This is a genomic window from Aurantimonas marina (genome assembly GCF_017183135.1).
Taxonomy (GTDB): domain Bacteria; phylum Pseudomonadota; class Alphaproteobacteria; order Rhizobiales; family Rhizobiaceae; genus Aurantimonas; species Aurantimonas marina.
Window position 1 is genome coordinate 355,523 of record NZ_JADDXW010000001.1, and the last position, 20,637, is coordinate 376,159.

The following is a 20,637-nucleotide window of genomic DNA, read 5'->3' on the forward strand; positions in this document are numbered from 1 at the left end:
CCGCCGATGAATGCGCCAGGATTCTAGCCTGCATCAGGAAAACCGGAAAGTATCGATGCCTGTCAATAACCGAATTGCCGAAACGCAGACCGAGATCGCGAGATGGCGCCAGCATCTCCATGCCCGTCCGGAGATCCTCTACGACGTGTTCGAAACGGCGAACTTCCTTGCCGGCAAGCTGCGCGCGTTCGGCTGCGACGAGGTCGTGACCGGCATCGGCCAGACTGGCGTCGTCGCACTGGTCCATGGTCGCGGCGGCGCCGGTGGCCCGATGATCGGACTGAGGGCCGACATGGACGCGCTGCCGATCGTGGAGGAAACCGGCCTCGAATACGCGTCCCGGACGCCGGGGGCCATGCACGCCTGCGGTCACGACGGCCACATGGCGATGCTTCTGGGCGCGACCCGCAGCCTCTGCGAGACGCGCGCCTTCGACGGGACGGTGGCGGTAATCTTCCAACCCGCCGAGGAAGGCGGGGCCGGCGGCAAGGCGATGCTCGATGACGGCCTGTTCCGGCGATTTCCGATCGCCAAGGTCTACGGCATGCACAATCTGCCGGGCATGCCGGTTGGCCAGTTCGGCATGCGGCATGGCGCGACCATGGCCTCGACCGACGAATTCGCCATCACGATCGAGGGACGCGGCGGGCATGCGGCCCTCCCCCATCGCACCATCGACCCGATTCTTATCGGCGCGGCACTTGTGCAGGCCCTTCAGGCGATCGCCGCCCGCAACGCCGACCCGCTGCAATCGGTGGTCGTGTCGGTGACGCAGTTTCACGCCGGCTTCGCCCACAACATCATACCGGACACGGCGGCCGTTTCCGGCACCGTGCGCGCCCTCGACAAAGACCTCAGAGATTTCGCCGAGCAGCGCATCCACGAGATCGCACGCGGCATTTGCGCCGCGCACGGCGCCACCGCCGCGATCGCCTATGATCGCAACTACCCGATCACGGTCAACGATCCGGCTGAGGCGGATTTCTGCGCCGATGTCGCCCGGGAGATCGTCGGCGCGGACAAGGTCGAAACCAATGCGGAACCGATGATGGCCGGCGAGGACTTTTCCTACATGCTGGAGGAGAAGCCGGGAGCCTATGTGTTCATCGGCAACGGCGACAGCGCCAGCCTCCACAATCCCACCTACGATTTTGCCGACGAGGCGATCGCATTCGGCGCAAGCTACTGGCAGCGCCTGGCCGAACGGGCGCTCGATCGACTGTAGGGCGGCCTCGCCGTCACGGCTAAGATGTTTGTCGGCACAGGGCCGGACCGACCGTGCTAGCTATGGCGCCGCTGGCTGCTAGCATGCGGATTCGCAGTCGGTTTAGATGCTTACAGGTTCCGAGGCAGGAGAGGCGGTCATTGGCAGACGAGGCACAAAGGGTCCTGATACGGCGCCTCGATCTGGTGGCCAATCTCAATGACGATGATCGGGAGGCGCTGCTGCGACTGCCGACGACCATCAAGGAAGTCGAGGCGGGTGTCGATATCGTCAGCGAGGGTGAGCGCGTCAAGCAATGCTGTGTGCTGATCGACGGTTTCACCCATCGCTATCGCCACACTTTCGAAGGCAAGCGGCAGATCATCGCCTTTCATGTACCGGGAGACATTCCCGACCTCCACAGCCTGCACATCAACGTCATGGACCACAGTTTCGCGGCGACGACGCGGTCGAAAATCGGCTTCGTTTCGCATGAGGCTGTCTGGTCGTTATGCATAGCCCGCCCGAACGTGGCGGCAGCCTTATGGCTTGAGACACTGATCGACGGGGCGATCTTCCGCGAGTGGATCGTCGGGCTCGGACGCCTTTCCGGCAAGAGCCGGACTGCCCATCTGCTTTGCGAACTGGCGATGCGTTTGCGGTCCGTGGGCATGGCACCCGATCACGTCTACCGCCTGCCGCTGACCCAGCACGAACTGGCCGACGCCCTTGGCCTGACTGTCGTCACCGTCAATCGCGTGCTGCAGGAGTTCAAACTGGAGGGGCTACTCGATCGGGACCGCTCGCGCATGACGATCAAGAACTGGTCGACACTGGTGCGAATCGGCGAGTTCGACCCCGACTACCTTCACTTTCGCGTCGATGTCGACATGAAGGCGACCCCGCCGACGGGTCACTGACCGCCCCGCGCGCGATCCTTTCCCCGGACGGCGAGCCAGGCCCCGGGTCTAAGAGCCAGGTCATTCGGCCCGTTCATCGACGCGTCGCCGCCCCTGTTCAAGGCTTGGCCGCACCGATTCATTATGAATCGAACGAGCCAGAAATGCTGCGTTGCATGAAGAACGGTTAAACGCCCAAAAATCTTGAATTTTTCACCAGAATGGTGTAACGTTGAAAAACAGTCGGGCGTTGTGGCCGCAAGGCCACGCCATCTTGCCCGTGGGTCTTTCCGAAAGGTCGTTTCCCTCATCCTCTGGAACATCACGGCTGCGCAACACCGGATGGTTTGCGTGGCACCCGTGAGGATGCGAACGGCTTGGCCCAACGACTGCGGTCCGATCGGTCTCCGAAGGACCCGTGCAATCGACGGCGCCAGCGTCGTCACCCGTGTCTAGCGGCTGTCGCAGCCAGGCACAACAGGGAGTTATAAAAAGCGTATGAGCAGTCAAAAGAAGACATCGACTCGTCAGGGATTCAAGACCGGCGAAAGCATCGTCTATCCGGCTCACGGTGTTGGCCAGATCGTCGCGATCGAGGAGCAGGAAGTCGCGGGCATGAAGCTCGAACTCTTCGTCATCGACTTCGAGAAGGACAAGATGCGCCTGAAGGTGCCGGTCGCCAAGGCCGAAGCTGTCGGCATGCGCAAACTCTCCGAAACCGATTTCGTCGAGCGTTCGCTGAAGGTCGTGCAGGGACGCGCCCGGGTCAAGAAGACCATGTGGAGCCGTCGCGCCCAGGAATACGACGCAAAGATCAATTCCGGCGACTTGATTCAGATCGCCGAGGTAGTTCGCGATCTTTACCGCGCCGAGAGCCAGCCGGAGCAGTCCTACTCCGAACGCCAGCTCTATGAGGCCGCGCTCGGCCGGATGGCGCGCGAACTCGCGGCTGTCAACGAAGTCTCCGAGACGGAAGCGGTTCGCCTGATCGAGACCAATCTCAACAAGGGTCCGAAGCGCCTTAGCAAGGCCGAAGCCGAAGCCGAAGCGGCCGAGGAGGTTTCCGATGCGACTGGGGAAGCCACGCCCACGAGCGAGACCGAGCAGGTAAAAGCCGCCTGACACGCGATCGACTCGCCTGACCTGCGCACGACGAAGTTTGTGCGGTCAGACTCTTTGTCCGACATCAAATGAGGTCGGCCGCTCGAACAGGGCGGCCGGCCTCAGTCGTTTGCGGGTTGGACCGTCTGCTTTCGAAAAATCCGGCGCGGAGGCCAGTTGCCGCCGTTGGAAAGATTTCGGGATGACGACTTGTCAGCGACTGCCCGATTGCGCATGATGGAACAAGGCTGATCACGATCTGCGACTCCAGAGCGCTCGTGAGCTTGTCCTCAGACCTTCCTCCTCTACTTTCCCCATAAAAAGTTTTCCCCTTTGGGAACGTTTGCGGGTGGTGTGCGTTTTCCACACACCAGGCGCGGATTTCCGAACAGTTTCGCGCGAAAGGCTCAAAGGCCTCGAAAGCTTGACTGGAGGGTTAACCATGAAGTCCCAATCCGCAGGCCGCACCCTGATCCGGGCCGCTATGTCCGCACCCTACCTCCAAAGGGAGGAAGAGTACGAACTCGCCGTCCGCTGGAAAGAGCAGAGCGATCAGGAAGCGCTACACAAGATCACCTCCGCTCATATGCGTCTCGTCATCTCGATGGCCTCGAAATTCCGCCACTTCGGACTCGCCATGAGCGACCTCATCCAGGAAGGCCATGTCGGCCTCCTGGAGGCGGCCGCGCGCTTCGAGCCGGAACGCGAAGTTCGGTTTTCCACCTATGCGACTTGGTGGATTCGCGCCTCGATCCAGGACTATATCCTGCGCAACTGGTCGATCGTCCGCGGCGGCACCTCGTCGGCGCAAAAGGCCCTCTTCTTCAACCTTCGCCGGCTGCGCGCACGGTTGAGCCAAGGCTCCGAAAGCCTGACGGGCGTTGCGATGTACCGCGAGATCGCGACGGCACTGAAAGTTTCGGAAGGCGACGTGGCGTTGATGGATTCCCGCCTCTCCGGCCCGGATTCCTCGCTCAACGCCCCGCTGATGGAAGACGAGTCCGGCAGCGCCGACCGTCAGGACTTCCTGGTCTCCAACGACCCTCTACCCGATGAAGTGGTTTCCGACTCGATCGACGACGAGCGTCGTGTCACGTGGCTGAACAGTGCCCTCGGCGTGCTATCGGACCGTGAGTTGAAGATCATCCGCGAGCGCCGGTTGCAAGACGACGGCGCCACACTGGAAGCGCTCGGATTGAAGCTTGGGATTTCCAAGGAGCGGGTGCGGCAGATCGAGACGCGGGCGCTCGAGAAGCTCCGGGCCGCGTTGCTCGAGACGAATGCGGATCGCGCCACCTATGTGAGCTGAGCCAGCGACGCCTGGCGAGATTTGCCGAAGGGCCGCCGCAAGGTGGCCTTTTGGTTTTTTCGGACGCAGTTCCGGCGTCGGCACGACTCTGGCCATGCCAATCGCAACCTGCGGCAAGCGAAAATTGTCAGACAGCCTCAGCGCGCGTACAGCGCCATACCGGGCGCGCAACAGGTGGCGATCACAAAGGAAGATTGCCGCGTCTTCGGGTTTACGTCTAGGGTTCACTCGTTACGCCGCCATAAACTCGATCCCAGCTGGACGATATCAAAGTGCAAAATGACTGATGCCGCTCTCTCAATCCACTTGGACGGACCATCCGACGGACGCTTGTCCACACCCTCATTGAGACAATTGCTGCGCTCCGGAACCACGGATCGCCATGCTGCCCTCGATCGGTTCTTCGAGGGCATGACCGCAGCCTCGGATCCCGGCCTCTATCAGCGTTTCATCGCCATGAATCAGGCGGCGCATTCGGCCCTGGAACCGCTTCTCGACGGACATGCGGGGCTCAACGCGACGATTGGCTCGAATTCGCGGACGATCCTTCTGCGAGCGCTGGCGTCGGACATGCGGCAAATGGGGTTGCGTCCGGTCGCCACCATCCCTTTCCCTGTCCACCCCGTCGGGCTCCCGGAAGCGGCCGGCATTACCTATGTGCTCGATGGATCGCGGCTGGGAGCCCGTTTCATCCATCGCGATTTCCTGGCACGCGGCCTTGCCACACAATGGCCAGGAATTTCGACCGCCTACCTGGAGGCGGCGGCGCTCGCCGACGGTTTCCGGGACCGAATGATCGACCTGTCGGCAGCGATCCGCGGCGCGCCCCAGCGCGCCCGCGCGCTCGCGGCCGCGAACGCCGCTTTCGCTCTTTTCGAGGCGGCCATTGCCGGCTTCTCGCCCACATCCGAAAAGGGGATCGCCCCCTCGTGACCACCGACGCCGCGCTTCCCTATCCGGTCGATCTGTCGAACTGCGACCACGAACCCATTCATCTGCTGGGTCGTATTCAGGAATTCGGTTTTCTGATCGCTGTCACCACCGACTGGATGATCCGGCACGTGTCGATCAATATCGGCGATTTCGTCGGCAGATCCGCGGACGAACTTCTCGGCGCGCCGATCGCCACCGTCTTACCGGCATCGACGGTGCATGCCGTCCGAGGACGCTTACAGGTGCTGTCGAACAATGACGGGTCGGAGCGGCTCTTCACAATCGATGTGTTTGAGAACGGCCAGTATTTCGATGTCGCTATCCACCAATCAGGTGAGGCGATCGTCCTGGAAATGGAGCCGGCCTCCGCGCGAGGCTCGGCCGATTCCGGCGCTCTCGTCAAGGCGATGATCTTGCGCATCCAGAAAGCGCCCGATCTGGAAACACTCTATCGCGAATGCGTGCGGCAATTGCGGGCCGTAACCGGTTTCGACCGGGTCATGCTCTATCGGTTTCATAGCGACGGGGCCGGTGCCGTCATCGCTGAATCCGTGCGCGGCGGCTATGAGACCTTTCTCGGCCTCAATTATCCGGCGAGCGATATTCCTCCGCAGGCGCGCGCTCTGTACATCCGCAACCAGATCCGGATCATCGCTAATGTCGACGCCGAACCGGTCCCGATCACACCCGCACTGAGCCCCGACGGGAAACCTCTGGATCTCTCGCTCTCGCTGCTGCGGGCGGTTTCGCCGATCCATGTCGAGTACCTCAAAAACATGGGGGTTACGGCCTCGTTGTCGATCTCTATCGTGATCGACGGCAAGCTCTGGGGCCTGTTTGCGCTGCATCACTACGCGGCACGGCATCTGCCCATGGAGTTGCGAAGCGCCATCGAGCTCTTTGGCCAGATGGCCTCGTTCGTCATCGAGGGCCGGATTCACAAGGAACGTCGTGAGGCCGACGAGACAGCGCGCGACCTGCATGATCGCTACATTGGCAAACTCGTCGCAACGACGTCTTCCGTCGCGGCGCTTGCCGACCACGCCGACGAGTTGCGCGACTTCATCGCCTGCGACGGGTTCGCGGTTTGGATGGACGACGATGCCAGAACCTTCGGTCAGTGTCCGAATCAGCAAGAGATCGCGCAACTCGCCCGGTTTCTCAACCGTGCCTCCGCCAGCAAGGTCTATGCGAGCGACAGGCTGAGCGAGGCCTATCCGGACGCCGCAGCTTTTCACGATCGGGCAGCCGGCATGCTGGCGATCCCGCTTTCTCGCATACCGCGGGATTACCTCATGTTCTTCCGCAAGGAGATCGTACAGACCGTCAGCTGGGCCGGCGATCCCACCAAAAAGCGGACCGTCACGGGACCGAACGGGCCAAGGCTGACGCCACGCGAGAGCTTCGAGGTCTGGAAGGAGACGGTGGTCGGCAGGAGTTATGGCTGGACCGACGCCGAGATGAAGAGGGCCGAGGCGTTGCGGGTTTCGCTTCTTGAAGTGCTGTTGCACTTCAACGAAGAGAACGAGCGCAACCGCGATCTTGCCGCCCAGCATCAGGAATTCGTCATCGCCGAACTCAACCACCGGGTTCGCAACATTCTCAGCCTGATCCGCGCCCTGGTCGGACAAAGCCAAGCGGGTGCCGCTTCGGTCGAAGAGTTCGGCGGCATCATCGGTGGACGCATCCAGGCGCTGGCCCGCGCGCACGACCAGCTCACCCGGCAGACCTGCGTCGTCCAAAGCCTCGGCGATATCATCCAGACCGAGCTGCAAGCCTATGTTGGCCGGAATGCAGGTCGGATTCGCCTCGGCGGGCCGGACATCTTCATCGAGGCAGGTGCCTTTTCGACACTGGTGCTGGTCTTCCACGAAATAGTGACCAACTCGGCGAAATATGGCGCCCTCTCCAACAAGGAGGGCGCGGTGCGGGTCGACTGGTCGATCGGCGCCGACGGTTCGTGCGAAATCCATTGGCGCGAAAGCGAAGGGCCACCGGTTAAGCCCCCCAATCGTCGCGGCTTCGGCTCGACGATCATCGAGCGCGCGATTCCGCACGATCTCGGCGGCGAAGCGAAGGTGGATTATCCACCGACCGGAATGATCGCGCGATTCGTCCTGCCGGCGTCGGCCTTCCGTTTGGACGGTGGCGATCAGAAGCGCACGAACGCACAGGTGCCGCCCGTCGACGCGGCAGCGACGAAAGATCCAGTGACATTAACGGATCTCAGAGGTCTCAGATGTCTCGTCGTCGAGGACAGCGTCATCATTGCGCTCGACACGGAGCAATTGCTGCTCGACAACGGCATGGAAAGGGTTTTCACAGCCGCCAACCTGGCCGAGGCTCGCCAGATCATCGAGAGTGAAACCTTCGACGTGGCGCTGCTCGACGTCAATCTCGGTACCGACACCAGCTTTTCGCTGGTTGGACCGCTGAACCGTAAGAACGTCCCCTTCGTCTTCGTCACCGGCTACAGCGAGAGACTGGAAATGCCTGAAGACAACCCACCCGATGTCGAGGCTATCCGTAAGCCATTCGCCGGACATGAGGTAGTGGAGGCGATCGCGCGGACCGCGGCGCGTCGCAAGGGCGAGCGATAAACATCTTCCGGTAGAAGGGGGATTGAATTTTTCCGGGGTATGGAAAAATTTAATCGATTAGACTAAGCAGATCGCGCGCGCGGCCGATGTCGGCCCTCCGCGACAGAAAGACGAGCGATGTCCAGCCAGATCATACCCGTCGATCCATTCGACTACGTCGTCTTCGGCGGCAATGGCGACCTTGCCGAGCGCAAGCTGCTGCCGGCCCTGTACCACCGCGATCACGACGGCCAGCTTCCCGAGAATTCGCGAATCATCGGCGCGTCGCGCAGTCAGATTTCCGATGAGGACTACCGGGCCTTCGCACGCCAGGCGATTGCCAAGCACGTCGATCCGGCGGACATGCACCAGGTTTCGGTCGACCGTTTTTTGTCGCGTTTGCATTACCGTCAGGTCGATGCGCGCGCCGACGGCGGCTGGGACGAATTACGCGCGCTGCTCGACCAGGCCGGGGAAGAGCGCATCCGCGCCTTCTATCTGGCAGTCGGTCCGTCGCTATTCGCTGATTTCGCGAGACAGATCGGCAATAAGGGTCTGTCGAGCCCGAATATGCGCCTCGTCGTCGAGAAGCCGGTCGGCCGCGACCTGCAATCGGCTTGCGAGCTTAACCAGGTCATCGCCGAGCATTTCACCGAGGAGCAGGTCTTCCGCATCGACCACTATCTGGGCAAGGAAACAGTGCAGAACCTGATGGTGCTGCGCTTCGCCAACGCTCTTTATGAGCCGATCTGGAATTCCGCGCATATCGACCACGTGCAGATCACCGTCGCCGAATCGGTCGGCCTGGAAGGCCGCGCCGGCTACTATGACAAGTCCGGCGCCCTGCGCGACATGGTGCAGAACCACATCGTCCAGTTGATGTGCCTTGTCGCGCTCGAGCCGCCCTCGGCCCTCGACGCCGATGCGCTCCGCGACGAAAAGCTGAAAGTGCTGCGCGCGCTTCGCCCGATCGACGGCTCGAATGTGGAAAGCCGGACGGTGCGCGGCCAGTACAAGGCGGGCGCCTCCGACGGAGGCGCGGTCAAGAGCTATCTCGACGATCTCGGCAATGGCGAGAGCAACACCGAGACCTTTGTCGCGATCAAGGCCGAGATCAACAATTGGCGCTGGGCCGGCGTGCCGTTCTATCTGCGCACCGGCAAACGGCTGTCCGAACGGATGTCGGAGATCGTCGTCACTTTCCGGCCGATTCCGCACTCGATCTTCGCCGGCGCTGCCGGCAATATCGCGCAGAACCAGCTGGTCATGCGCCTGCAGCCCAATGAGGGCGTCAAGCAGTGGCTGATGATCAAGGATCCGGGTCCCGGCGGCATGCGGCTTCGCCACGTCCCCCTCGACATGAGCTTTGCCGAATCGTTCCGCGTGCGCAATCCGGACGCCTACGAACGCCTTCTGATGGACGTCATCCGCGGTAACCAGACGCTGTTCATGCGGCGCGACGAGGTCGAGGCCGCGTGGAACTGGGTAGACCCGATCCTGGAAGCCTGGGAGGAGAAAGGCATGAAGCCGCAGGGCTACACCGCCGGCACATGGGGGCCGTCGTCCGGCATCGCGTTGATCGAGCGCGACGGCCGCACCTGGCACGAGCCCGATTGATGGATGCGATCGCACCCGCTCCCGTCCTCCATCGCTATCAAACGCGCGAGGCCCTCGCCGAGGCGCTGGCCACCGGCGTCGCCGCCGTGCTCGCCGGCGCCATCGCCACCCGCGGCTCGGCGACGCTTGCGGTCTCCGGTGGCTCGACGCCGAAGCGTTTCCTCGAGCGCCTGGCCGAGGCCGAGATCGATTGGCGCAATGTCCGCATCACCCTGGTCGACGAGCGCTGGGTTCCTGAAACCAGCGAGCGGTCGAACGCAGCGATGTTGCGTCGGCACCTGCTTCAGAACGGCGCGGCAGAGGCGCGCTTCGTGCCGCTCTACCTGGATGCCCCGACACCGGAAGACGCACTGATAGATCTCGGCGAGCGGTTCCAGCGGCTGGCGCGCCCGTTCGACGCAGCGGTCCTCGGCATGGGCGCGGATGGTCATACGGCCTCGTTCTTCCCCGGCGCGGACAATCTCGCCGCGGCAACCGATCCGACGACGAACAAGCCGGTCGTGGCGATCCGCGCGCCGGGCGCAGACGAACCGCGCGTGACCCTGACGCTGCCGCTGCTGGTCGACGCGCGCCTTCTCGCGCTCCATATCGAGGGTGAGGAAAAGCTGGCCGTCTACGAAACGGCGCTCGAGGACGGCGCGGCAACGGACCTCCCGGTTCGAGCGGTGCTGCGGGCGCCGCGGGATGAGCCGCTGAACGTATTCTGGGCACCCTGACTTCCTCATGCCAAGAAGGTCGACACCATGACCGCAGACCCTCGCATCGAAGCCATCACCGATCGCATCCGCGAGCGCTCGGCCCCGACCCGCGATGCCTATGTCGCGCGCATTACAGCCAAGGGAGCTGAAGGACCGAAGCGTTCGACGCTGTCCTGCGGCAACCTCGCACACGGCTTCGCCGCCTGCGGACCGACCGACAAGGACCGGTTGTCCAGCGGCCAGACACCCAATCTCGGCATCGTCACCGCCTATAATGACATGCTCTCGGCCCATCAGCCATTCGAGCGCTTTCCCGAACTCATCCGCGAGGCCGCGCGCCAGGTCGGGGCCACCGCGCAGGTCGCCTCGGGCGTGCCGGCAATGTGCGACGGCGTCACCCAGGGACAAAGCGGCATGGAATTGTCGCTGTTCTCGCGCGACGTGATCGCCATGGCCACAGCCGTGGGGCTGTCCCACGACATGTTCGACGCGGCCGTCTATCTCGGGGTCTGCGACAAGATCGTCCCAGGCCTGACCATCGCGGCGCTCACCTTCGGGCATCTGCCGGCGATCTTCGTTCCGGCCGGGCCGATGACCTCGGGCCTTCCGAACGACGAGAAAAGCCGCATCCGCCAGCTCTACGCGGAAGGCAAGGTCGGCCGCGACGAACTCCTCGAAGCCGAGTCCCGATCCTATCATGGCCCCGGCACCTGCACCTTCTACGGCACCGCGAACTCCAACCAGATGCTGATGGAGATCATGGGTTTGCACACGCCGGGCTCGTCCTTCGTCAACCCGAACACACCGCTGCGCGATGCGCTGACGAGGGAGGCGACGAAGCGGGCGCTGGCCATTACCGCACTCGGCAACGAATACACGCCGGCCGGACTGGTCGTCGACGAACGCGCCGTGGTCAACGGCGTCGTCGGCCTGCACGCCACCGGCGGCTCGACCAACCACACGATGCACCTCGTCGCGATGGCGGCGGCTGCCGGCATCAAGCTGACCTGGCAGGACATTTCCGATCTTTCCGACGCGACACCGCTGCTGGCCCGCGTCTATCCGAACGGCCTCGCCGACGTGAATCATTTCCAGGCCGCCGGGGGCATGGGTTTCCTGATCCGCGAGCTGCTCGATCAGGGCCTGCTGCACGAAGACGTGCGCACGGCCTGGGGCACCGGCCTTCGCGCCTATGCGATCGAGGCGCGACTGGGAGACGACGGAACTGTAGCGCGCGTGCCGGCGCCGGCGGAGAGCGGCGACCCGAAGGTGCTGACCACCGCCGACCAGCCATTTTCGTCAAATGGCGGCGTCCGGATGCTGACCGGCAACATGGGCAAGGCCGTGATCAAGGTCTCCGCGGTCAAGCCCGAGCGCCGCCTCGTCGAGGCGCCGGCCAAAATCTTCCACGACCAGAACGATCTGAAGGCGGCCTTCGACTCCGGCGAGCTCAATCAGGACTTTATCGCCATCGTCCGCTTTCAAGGGCCGCAGGCCAACGGCATGCCGGAACTGCACAAGCTGACGCCGCTTCTCGGCGTGCTTCTGGATCGCGGCCACAAGGTCGCGCTGGTCACCGACGGCCGCATGTCGGGCGCCTCGGGCAAGGTGCCGGCGGCGATCCATGTGACGCCCGAGGCCAAGGCCGGCGGCGCCATCGCCCGGATCCAAGAAGGCGACATGATCCGGCTCGACGGCGAGAACGGCACGCTTGAAATCCTGGTCGACGCGGCCGAATTCGATTCACGCGAGCCGGCCCAGCCGGATCTGACCGGTAACGAATACGGGCTGGGACGCGAGTTGTTCGGGGCCTTTCGGGCGGCGGTCGGCACCGCCGACAACGGCGCCAGCGTCTTTTGACGCCAAGTGCTATCGGCGTCCGATAGACGCTCGTCAGGCGGCGACGCGCTGAGATACGGTCCGCATCGCCTTGCCGTCTTCGCCGAACAGCCGCATGGCGTCAGGGTCGGCCGTCAACGCAACCGTGGTCCCACGCTCGATCGTCACCTCCCCCGGCAGCTTGACGACGAAGGGCTCCTCAGTGCGGCCGATATCGACATAGACCAATGTGACCTCGCCAAGCGACTCCGTCAGCAACACCTCGCCGCTGAACGGTGCGTCCGGACTGTCGGACAAAACGAGGTTTTCGGGCCGGATGCCAAGATGGCCCGCGCCGCCTTTCGCGTCCGGCGGCGAGGCAACCGGCAGCGTCACCGAGCGACCGCCCGTCGGCAGCACGCGGGTCTGCTGCCCGGTCTCCTCGATCGTGGCCGGCAGGATGTTCATCGAGGGCGAGCCGAGGAAGCGGGCGACGAAGAGGTTGTCCGGCCGGTTGTAAAGCTCCATCGGCGAGCCGACCTGCTCGACATGGCCCTTGTTGAGGACGACGATCTTGTCGGCGAGGGTCATCGCCTCGATCTGATCGTGGGTAACGTACACCATCGTGGTCCCTGCCATGCGCTCATGCAGCCGGGCGATCTCGATCCGGGTCTGGACGCGCAGCGCGGCGTCGAGATTGGACAGCGGCTCGTCGAACAGGAACACCTTCGGGTTGCGGGTAATCGCCCGTCCGATGGCGACCCGCTGGCGCTGGCCGCCCGAGAGCGCCTTCGGCAGCCGGTCAAGATAGGGCTCGATCTGCAGGATCTGCGCCGCCTCGCGAACCCGCCGGTCGACTTCGTCCTTGGAGTTGTTTTTCTCCAGCTTCAGGCCAAACGCCATGTTGTCGTAGACATTCATGTGCGGATAGAGCGCGTAGGACTGGAACACCATGGCGATTCCGCGCTCCTTCGGCGTCCGGCCGTTGACGACCTCGCCGTCGATCTCGAGCGTTCCGCCGGTGATGTCCTCGAGGCCTGCGATTACCCGGAGCAGAGTGGACTTTCCGCAACCCGAAGGGCCGACGAAGACGATGAATTCGCCGGGCAGGATGTCCAGGTCGATGCCGTGCAGCACCTGCACCTGTCCATAAGCCTTCCTGATGCCGGTCAGCTTGAGGTTCGCCATGGTCCTGTCTCCCTTCCAGCCGCGCGCGCTTGCCTCACAGCCCGCCGATAAAACCGTCGAAGCCGTCGAGGCGGATTTGCGCGCCCTCGGCCACACCTGAAAATCCATGTCCGAGCAGCGCGGTCGGAACGCTGTCCGCCGGCAGATCGAAATGCGTCGCGGCGGCGTCGAAATTGAATGCGCAGACGAGCCGCTCGCCGTCATGCTCGCGCGTGAAGGCCAGAACCGCTGGCGGCGACGGCAGAAATGTCATCTGACCCTTGGCAAGCGCCGGATGGGCCCGCCGGAAGCGCAGGAATGCGCGGTAGAAATCGAGCAGCGAGTCCGGTTCCGCCTCCATCACATCGACGGCGCGGCCCTTGTGTTCGGCGGCCACGGGCAGCCAGGGCCTGCCGGTCGAAAAGCCGGCATTGGCGGCGTCAGCCTCCCAAACCATCGGTGTGCGGCAGCCGTCGCGCCCTTTCACTTCCGGCCAGAAATTGATGCCATAGGGATCAACCAGATCCTCATAGGCAATGTCGGCCTCGACCAGCCCCAGCTCCTCGCCCTGGTAGAGACAGACCGAGCCGCGCAGCGTCAACAGAACACCGGCCGCGAGCCGCAGAACCTTGTCGGCCTCGTGGTGATCCTCGGCCCAGCGGGTCGCGTGCCGCTCGACATCGTGGTTGGAGAACGCCCAGCAGGCCCAACCGTCGGCCGCGGCCGCCTCGAAGCGCCGCAGCGTGCCGGTCAGATCGGCGACGGCCGGCATCCGGCCCGACAGGAAGTCGAAGGCGTAGCACATATGCAGCTTGTCGCCATCGGCGGTGTATTCGCCCATCAGTTCGGCGCCATGGATGCGCTCTCCGACTTCGCCGACCGAGGTCGCGGCCGGATATTCGTCGAGCAACGCCCGGAATTCACGCAGGAATGTGAGGTTTTCCGGCCGGTTCTTGTCGTGAATATGCGCCTGCCAATTGTAGGGCTGGTTGCGTGAGGCCATCACCTCGGACTGGAGCGCGGCCTCGAGCGGCGGATTGTCCCGCAAGTCCCGGTCGTGGAAATAGAAATTCGCCGTATCCAGCCGAAACCCGTCGACCCCGCGATCGAGCCAGTAGCGGACGTCAGAGAGCAGCGCCGCCCGCACATCCGGATTGTGGAAGTTGAGATCGGGCTGTGAGGCGAGGAAATTGTGCAGGTAGTATTGCCGGCGCTTGGAGTCCCATTCCCAGGACGAACCGCCGAACACCGACAGCCAGTTGGTCGGCGGGGTTCCGTCGGGCTTGGGATCGGCCCAGACATACCAATCCGCCTTGAAATTGTCGCGGCTCTGGCGGCTTTCGACGAACCAGGGGTGGCGGTCGGAGGTGTGCGACAGCACCTGATCGATCACCACCTTCAAACCCAGCCGGTGCGCCTCCGCGACGAGCGCGTCGAAATCCGCAAGCGTTCCGAACAGCGGATCGACGTCGCGATAGTCGGAAATGTCGTAGCCGAAATCCTTCATCGGCGAGGTCATGAAGGGCGACAGCCAGATGCCGTCGACGCCGAGCGAGGCGACATAGGCCAGCCGGCGGGTGATGCCGGGAAGGTCGCCGATGCCATCGCCGTCGGAATCCTGGAACGAGCGCGGATAGATCTGGTAGAGCACCGCGCCGCGCCACCAGTCGCGATCCGCCGTGGCGGCTTGCGGCGCGGCGTCCGCGCAATCGGTGGTCATGGAAACGTCCTCTGTCTGCCGCATCGTCCGCACGTCAGCCTTTCACGCCGCCGGCGGTCAGACCGGAAATGATCTTGCGCTGGAAGATCAGCACCAGGACGATCAGCGGCACTGTCACCACGACGGAGGCCGCCATGATCGTGCCCCAGGGGATTTCCTGCTCGGAAGCGCCCGATAAGAGCGCGATCGCCACCGGGACGGTCCGCGTGTCGTTGTTGGACACGAAGGTCAGCGCGAACAGGAATTCGTTCCACGCCGCGATGAAGGCGAGCAGGCCGGTGGTAACCAGCGCCGGCCACATCAGCGGCAGGAACACCCTGGTGACGATGGTGAAGGGGGAGGCGCCGTCGACGATCGCCGCCTCCTCGATCTCGATCGGCAGGTCCCGCATGAAGGTGGTCAGCACCCAGACCGTGAACGGCAGGGTGAAGATCATGTAAGCGAAGATCAGCGAGAACAGCGTGTTGTACAGGCCGGCGACTCGGACCATTTCGAACAGCCCGGCGAGCACCGCGATCTGCGGGAACATCGACACCGCGAGGATGGTCAACAGCAACAGCCCACGCCCGCGAAAATTGATCCGCGACAGCGCATAGGCGGCGGTCACCGCAAGGAACAGCGAGATCGCCACGACGACCGAGGCGACGATGACAGAATTGAGGATGTTGGTCGGAAACTCGCCGCTGGCGAAGATGCCGCGATAATTCACCAGCGAGAAATCCGTCGGGAAATAGTTCACCCTGAACAGGGCGGTGCCCGATTTGAAGCTGGTCAGGATCGCGTAATAAAAAGGGAAGATCGAGAACAGGACGATGGCGACGACGAGCGCGTAGAAGGCCGTCCGCTTGACCACAACCGGCATGTCAGCGCCCTCCCCCGAGGTCCAGTCTGGCGACCTTGATGTAGAACAGCGTGATGAAGGCGATCACCAGGAACAGAAGCGTCGAGGCCGCCGATCCGTAGGCGAACTTGTCGAACTGGAAGAGGTTTTCCTGGGCGAAGACCGACATCGTCTTGGTATCGGTGTTGTTCGGCGTCAGCACATAGATGAGGTCGAAGACGCGCAGCGCGTCCAGCGCTCGAAAGATAACGGCGACGAGGATGGCCGGCCGGATCAGCGGCAGCGTCACCTTCCAGAAGACCTTGACCGGGTGGACGCCGTCGATCTTCGCGGCCTCATAGATGTCGCCCGGCACCATCTGCAGCCCGGCGAGAATCAAGAGCGCCATGAATGGCGTCGTCTTCCACACATCGACGATGATCACCGCCCACATCGCCGTTTCCGGCGTCGCGGTCCAGGCGACGGGCGAGGACAGAATACCGATCGCCATCAGCATGTCGTTGAGGATGCCGAACTGGTCGTTCATCATCCAGGCCCACATTTTCGCCGAGACGATGGTCGGGATCGCCCAAGGGATCAGCACCGCCGCGCGTACCAGGGCACGCCCTTTGAACTCGGCATTGAGGACCAGCGCGAAGGCAAGACCCAGAACGGTCTCGATCGAGACCGAGATCACCGAGTAATAGACGGTGTTCCAGACCGAGTTCCACCATTGCGGATCGAACAGCAGGCCGAAATATTCGCCCTCCCCGTCGCCGTAATCGACATATTCCCAATAGTTCCGGAAGCCGACGAACTCGGCCCCCGCGATATTGTCGAGGCTGGCGTTGGTGAAAGAGAACCAGATCGTCTGAAGAAGCGGCCAGCCGGCGACAAGGGCCAGCACGACGAGCATCGGGGTCAGGAACAGCCAGGCCGATTTCAGCCGCTGGCGAGAGAGATCGGAGCGGCCCGCCACTCCCTGCTCCTCGGCCGCGATCGCCTTGCCCGTCGGTGGCGCGCCCAGCGAGACATTGGCCATCTTCGTCCTCCCGTCGGACCATTCACCTGGACGGCCGCAATGGCCAGGACCATACGTCTTTCAGACTGCGGCGGGATGCCTCCACTGCTTCCCGCCACTGTTCGCCGATCGGTTTCGGCTGGTTCTCACTCCCAGGCACTGCGCTTCAGGCGTCGTAGCCGCTTTTCCAGCTGATCGAGATTGTCCGCGGCCGAGCCACGTCCCGAGAGCGTCTCGTTGACCGCCGTCCAGAACTCCTTGGACACTTCGTTGTATTGGCGCTTGGTCGGTGCTGATGGCCGTGGCACCGCATTGGTGACGACTTCCTTCCATTCGGTGACGATTGGCTGCTTTTCGGCGATTTCGGCATCGTCGTAGAGCGCCGGGATCGTCGGCAGGCGCGACTGATTGACGGCCCGCTGCTTTTGCGCCTTTTCCGAACTCAGATATTTGACCAGTTCGATCGCCGCGTCCTGGTTCTGCGAGTATTTCGAGACCGCCAGGTTCCAGCCGCCGAGACAGGCGGCCGACGACCCGCCTTCGCCGGCTGGGAGCGGCATCACGTCGAACTTGCCGGCGACAGCCGAATCGTCGCCATTCGACAGGGCGTAGGCATAGGGCCAGTTGCGCATGAACACGGCGTTGCCGGTCTGCCAGACGCCGCGGGACTCTTCTTCCTTGTAGGCGAGGACGCCGTCGGGTGCGATCGTGCCGACCCAGCCTTTCGCCTTTTCCAGCGCGGCGGCGGCCTCGGGATTGTTGATCGTGATCTCGCCATCCGGCGAGACGATCTGGCCGCCGCCGTTGCTCGCCACCCATTCGAGACCGTCGCAGGTCAGTCCCTCATAGGGCGCCCCCTGGAAGACGAAGCCGTTCATCTGGGCGTTGCCGGCCTCGCGCTCCTTGTCCTGGATTTCCTTAGCGGTCGCCTCCAGCTCGGCCCAGGTCTTCGGAGGCTCCTTGCCGTACTTCTCCAGAAGGTCGGTACGGTAATAAAGCGCCGGCGCGTCGGTATACATCGGCAACGCGACGAGCTTGCCATCGACCGTCTGGGACTCGATCATCGAGGGGAAGTGCTGGCCGACGATGTCCTTGGCAGCCTCGGTCAGATCGACCAGACCGCCGGCGAGTTGTGGCGCCCAGATGACGTCGGTCCGGTAGACATCGATGTCGGCGTTACCGGCCGACAGCCACAACCGGTACTGCCCGAACTGGTCGGTGGTTGACGCCGGCATTTCGACGATCTTGACCGTGTGACCGGATTCCTTCTCGAAATCGTCAAGCTGCCCCCGCAATTCCTCGATGTCCTTGCCGACAGAGCCGGAGACGAGGGACAGCTCGGCGGCGAACGCGCTGCCGGTCAAAAGGGTCGAGGCGGCGAATGCCAGAGCCAGCCGCGAAAGCGTCATGAGAAATCCTCCCTGGTGTCCCGATCGAGCGTGCCGATCGTCGGTGCCCTGCATCCAGCCACTCCCACGGTCGGATGCCCTTCTTTCGAAGCTAGCTCGACTGAAGGGAAACGCAAGAGCCGCCATCGTGAGGCGGTACGCCGGCGACGGCGACCGAAGCCGCGATCGGACTTGAGGATGGATCAAATCGCATGCGTTCGCACCCGCGGCTTGCGGGTGCGAACCGGGCTGCTGTCTCAGTGGACCTGACGCCGCTCGCGGATATCGGCGATATGCCGCTTGACGGCCGCGATGTCGAGTTGGAGACGCTCGACCTCCGCATCATCCGTTTCGGCGAGATTATCCTGATCGCCGATTTGAGGATTCTGGGCGGCGAGCGCGCGGATGCCGTCGCGCAATTCTTCGCGGGTCTGCAATACATCGTCGGCGGACGCGGGTTCCGCTCCCGCATCGGGCGAATCCGGGGAGTCGCCTGACGGTTGCGAGTCCGCATCCTCTTCGCCGGCCAACCGCTCCTCTTCGACCGAGCTCATTTCGAACGGCTCGTCGGATTCTGGCTGGTCCCGGTTCAACTCACCCGCCTCGTCGCTCGAACGGTAGAGTTCCCCCGTCTCGGCGTAGGCCGCAGGACGGATTCCGTTCGCATTAGCCTGAGCCACATCGCCAACGGCGGCGGCTGCGTCATCGCCGCCAGTCTGTCGCCCGTCGCCCATGCCGACGGGAGCGGCGGAATAGAAGCCGGCGGATGGATAGAAGCCCGGCGAATAGAGCGAGCGAGCGCGATGACCGCCCGCGTCGAAACCGACGGTGACGGGGGCGCCATCCGAGGCGGCACGATGGAATGGCCGGACCTCCTGGAAGAACAGGACAGCGGCGCGGAGCACCGCGATGCCGATCCCGGCGAGAAAGCCGAGAATGGCACCGAGGAGGACCATCATCCGCCGGGACAGGCTCGACGGCTCCAGCGGCGGTGTCGCCTCGGAGATGACATGGACGTTGGCGGTATTCAGGCTTTCCTGCTCGCCAGTTTCGCGCGCGCGAAGCAGGAACGCCTCGTAGACCGCCCGTGACGCTTCGACCTCGCGCTCGAGTTCGCGGAGCTTGACGAAGGATTCGCTGGTCGCGAGCTGCTTGGTCTTCAACGCGGTGATCTGCTCGGTCAGGTCACGATCGGTCTGTTCGGCGCGGGTCAAATCGGTCTGCGCTGCGGCGACGATGCGGTTCAGTTCGGCGCGGATGGCGTTCCTGGCCGAGGCCAGCGCCTCCTGACTGGCAAGGCGCTGCGGATGCCGGGGGCCGAGTGTGGTGCTCAGCACGGCCGCTTGCTGGGCAAGTTCGGAATAGGTGTTGCGCAGCCGGGTCAGCGCCTCCGACGTCAACTCCTCGGGGAACGAGCCTTTGACGACATCGTCGATGCTCACATTCTTCATCTGCTCGGCACGAACCCGCAACGCCGCCATCTCGCCGCGCGACCGGGCAAGCTGGTCGTTGGTGCGCAGAATGTAATCGTCATCGACCAGCCGTCCGCCGACGCCGACGAGCCTGTTTTCGGTCTTGTATTCCTCGACGGCCCGCTCGGCTTCAGCGACAGTCTGGCGCAGTTCGGCCAGCCGCGACGACAGCGCGTCGCTGGCCCGGCGCGCTGTCTGGGACTGGACCCGCCCTAGTTGGTCGATGAAAGTCGCGCCGATCAGGCTTGACAATTCGGCGGATTTTTCCGGGTCTCTCGTCTCGACCGAAAGGTTGATGATGAAACTCTTGGCATCGCGTGTGACGGTCATCGCCTTGCGAAGGTTCTTCAGGGTCACGAGTCGTTGCCGCCCGCTTTGGACGTCGTCCTGGCGGAAGAAGGATGCCAGGTTTGGAAAGATCGAGCCGAACAAGGTTTCGCCCGTCCCGTTGAATTCCGGGTCGCTTTCAAGCCCGGCTTCGTCGATCACCCGGTTCAGGACGTTGTTCGAATAGACGACCGCGATCTGGCTTTCGATCAACGCCAGGGTTGCCTCGTTGGGCAGACCGTTCGGGGTGACTTCGTTCTGCACGACCTTGATGTCGCGCGGATCGACCAGGATCTGGGTGTCGGCGGTGTAGAGTTTCGGCGTCGAGAGAGCCAACAGAATGGCGAGGGCGATTCCCAGAAACGTGGTGAGGACGATCAGCGGTTTCGACGCCCAGACCTGGCGGAAAACGTAGACGGGGTCGACCAGCGAAGCCTGTCCGGACCGCTCGCCAACACTCACATTCGAGCCCAGTAGGGCGCTCGCCGTCTGATTTGTCGTGGAGGAAGTCGAGAACATGGGCGTCACCGAATTGCCGGAGCCGAACGTCTGTCGCGGACCCTG

The 20,637-nt window shown here is 63.4% G+C and carries 15 protein-coding genes; 9 read left to right on the forward strand and 6 right to left on the reverse strand.

Features of this window, described 5'->3' with window-relative positions; genetic code table 11:
• Positions 1-55: 55 nt before the first annotated feature.
• From ING15_RS01755 to edd, 9 genes are all read left to right on the forward strand, one after another.
• Positions 56-1,225 carry a M20 aminoacylase family protein gene (locus ING15_RS01755; protein ID WP_206453038.1) on the forward strand — a complete coding sequence of 390 codons (1,170 nt, stop codon included), beginning with the start codon at positions 56-58 and terminating at the stop codon, positions 1,223-1,225.
• Between the two features lie 140 nt (positions 1,226-1,365).
• Positions 1,366-2,124, forward strand: a complete 759-nt coding sequence (locus ING15_RS01760; protein ID WP_232845486.1) for a Crp/Fnr family transcriptional regulator — start codon at positions 1,366-1,368, stop codon at positions 2,122-2,124.
• Between the two features lie 477 nt (positions 2,125-2,601).
• A complete protein-coding gene (locus ING15_RS01765; protein ID WP_206453040.1) occupies positions 2,602-3,225 on the forward strand; it encodes a CarD family transcriptional regulator in 624 nt (207 codons plus the stop codon).
• A gap of 421 nt (positions 3,226-3,646) precedes the next feature.
• On the forward strand, positions 3,647-4,513 hold the full coding sequence (locus ING15_RS01770) for an RNA polymerase factor sigma-32 (RefSeq protein ID WP_206453041.1): 867 nt from the start codon (positions 3,647-3,649) through the stop codon (positions 4,511-4,513).
• A 21-nt stretch (positions 4,514-4,534) separates the two neighbouring features.
• Positions 4,535-5,446, forward strand: a complete 912-nt coding sequence (locus ING15_RS19350) for a biliverdin-producing heme oxygenase (RefSeq protein ID WP_232845487.1) — start codon at positions 4,535-4,537, stop codon at positions 5,444-5,446.
• A complete protein-coding gene (locus ING15_RS01775) occupies positions 5,443-8,046 on the forward strand; it encodes an HWE histidine kinase domain-containing protein (protein WP_332873746.1) in 2,604 nt (867 codons plus the stop codon). The genes ING15_RS19350 and ING15_RS01775 overlap by 4 nt, the downstream gene beginning before the upstream one ends.
• A 117-nt stretch (positions 8,047-8,163) precedes the next feature.
• Positions 8,164-9,642: a glucose-6-phosphate dehydrogenase gene (zwf, locus tag ING15_RS01780; RefSeq protein ID WP_206453043.1), complete on the forward strand. Its 1,479-nt coding sequence runs from the start codon at positions 8,164-8,166 to the stop codon at positions 9,640-9,642.
• Entirely contained in the window at positions 9,642-10,358 is a 717-nt protein-coding gene (pgl, locus tag ING15_RS01785; protein WP_206453044.1) for a 6-phosphogluconolactonase, read from the forward strand. The genes zwf and pgl overlap by 1 nt, the downstream gene beginning before the upstream one ends.
• A 27-nt stretch (positions 10,359-10,385) precedes the next feature.
• Complete coding sequence (gene edd, locus ING15_RS01790; protein WP_206453045.1) at positions 10,386-12,200, forward strand: phosphogluconate dehydratase; 1,815 nt, start codon at positions 10,386-10,388, stop codon at positions 12,198-12,200.
• A 33-nt stretch (positions 12,201-12,233) separates the two neighbouring features.
• On the opposite strand, the gene ING15_RS01795 is transcribed toward edd, so the two are convergent.
• From ING15_RS01795 to ING15_RS01820, 6 genes are all read right to left on the reverse strand, one after another.
• Entirely contained in the window at positions 12,234-13,346 is a 1,113-nt protein-coding gene (locus tag ING15_RS01795; protein WP_206453046.1) for an ABC transporter ATP-binding protein, read from the reverse strand.
• Positions 13,347-13,380: 34 nt separating this feature from the next.
• Entirely contained in the window at positions 13,381-15,045 is a 1,665-nt protein-coding gene (gene bglA / locus ING15_RS01800) for a beta-galactosidase BglA (RefSeq protein ID WP_206453047.1), read from the reverse strand.
• A gap of 34 nt (positions 15,046-15,079) precedes the next feature.
• Complete coding sequence (locus tag ING15_RS01805; protein WP_206453048.1) at positions 15,080-15,907, reverse strand: carbohydrate ABC transporter permease; 828 nt, start codon at positions 15,905-15,907, stop codon at positions 15,080-15,082.
• Position 15,908: 1 nt separating this feature from the next.
• Positions 15,909-16,907, reverse strand: a complete 999-nt coding sequence (locus tag ING15_RS01810; protein ID WP_408628660.1) for a carbohydrate ABC transporter permease — start codon at positions 16,905-16,907, stop codon at positions 15,909-15,911.
• 125 nt (positions 16,908-17,032) lie between these two features.
• On the reverse strand, positions 17,033-18,295 hold the full coding sequence (locus tag ING15_RS01815; RefSeq protein ID WP_206453049.1) for an ABC transporter substrate-binding protein: 1,263 nt from the start codon (positions 18,293-18,295) through the stop codon (positions 17,033-17,035).
• A gap of 236 nt (positions 18,296-18,531) precedes the next feature.
• Positions 18,532-20,592 (reverse strand): GumC family protein, encoded by a 2,061-nt coding sequence (locus ING15_RS01820; RefSeq protein WP_206453050.1) that lies wholly within the window; start codon positions 20,590-20,592, stop codon positions 18,532-18,534.
• Positions 20,593-20,637: the final 45 nt, after the last annotated feature.

Excerpts from the sequence above, each read along its gene's own strand:
- ING15_RS01815 (WP_206453049.1), bottom strand. The coding sequence starts at position 18,295 with ATGACGCTTTCGCGGCTGGCTCTGGCATTCGCCGCCTCGACCCTTTTG.
- ING15_RS01770 (WP_206453041.1), top strand. The coding sequence starts at position 3,647 with ATGAAGTCCCAATCCGCAGGCCGCACCCTGATCCGGGCCGCTATGTCC.
- ING15_RS01820 (WP_206453050.1), bottom strand. The coding sequence starts at position 20,592 with ATGTTCTCGACTTCCTCCACGACAAATCAGACGGCGAGCGCCCTACTG.
- ING15_RS01805 (WP_206453048.1), bottom strand. The coding sequence starts at position 15,907 with ATGCCGGTTGTGGTCAAGCGGACGGCCTTCTACGCGCTCGTCGTCGCC.
- zwf (WP_206453043.1), top strand. The coding sequence starts at position 8,164 with ATGTCCAGCCAGATCATACCCGTCGATCCATTCGACTACGTCGTCTTC.
- ING15_RS01755 (WP_206453038.1), top strand. The coding sequence starts at position 56 with ATGCCTGTCAATAACCGAATTGCCGAAACGCAGACCGAGATCGCGAGA.
- edd (WP_206453045.1), top strand. The coding sequence starts at position 10,386 with ATGACCGCAGACCCTCGCATCGAAGCCATCACCGATCGCATCCGCGAG.
- ING15_RS01810 (WP_408628660.1), bottom strand. The coding sequence starts at position 16,907 with ATGGCCAATGTCTCGCTGGGCGCGCCACCGACGGGCAAGGCGATCGCG.
- bglA (WP_206453047.1), bottom strand. The coding sequence starts at position 15,045 with ATGACCACCGATTGCGCGGACGCCGCGCCGCAAGCCGCCACGGCGGAT.
- pgl (WP_206453044.1), top strand. The coding sequence starts at position 9,642 with ATGGATGCGATCGCACCCGCTCCCGTCCTCCATCGCTATCAAACGCGC.
- ING15_RS01765 (WP_206453040.1), top strand. The coding sequence starts at position 2,602 with ATGAGCAGTCAAAAGAAGACATCGACTCGTCAGGGATTCAAGACCGGC.
- ING15_RS01795 (WP_206453046.1), bottom strand. The coding sequence starts at position 13,346 with ATGGCGAACCTCAAGCTGACCGGCATCAGGAAGGCTTATGGACAGGTG.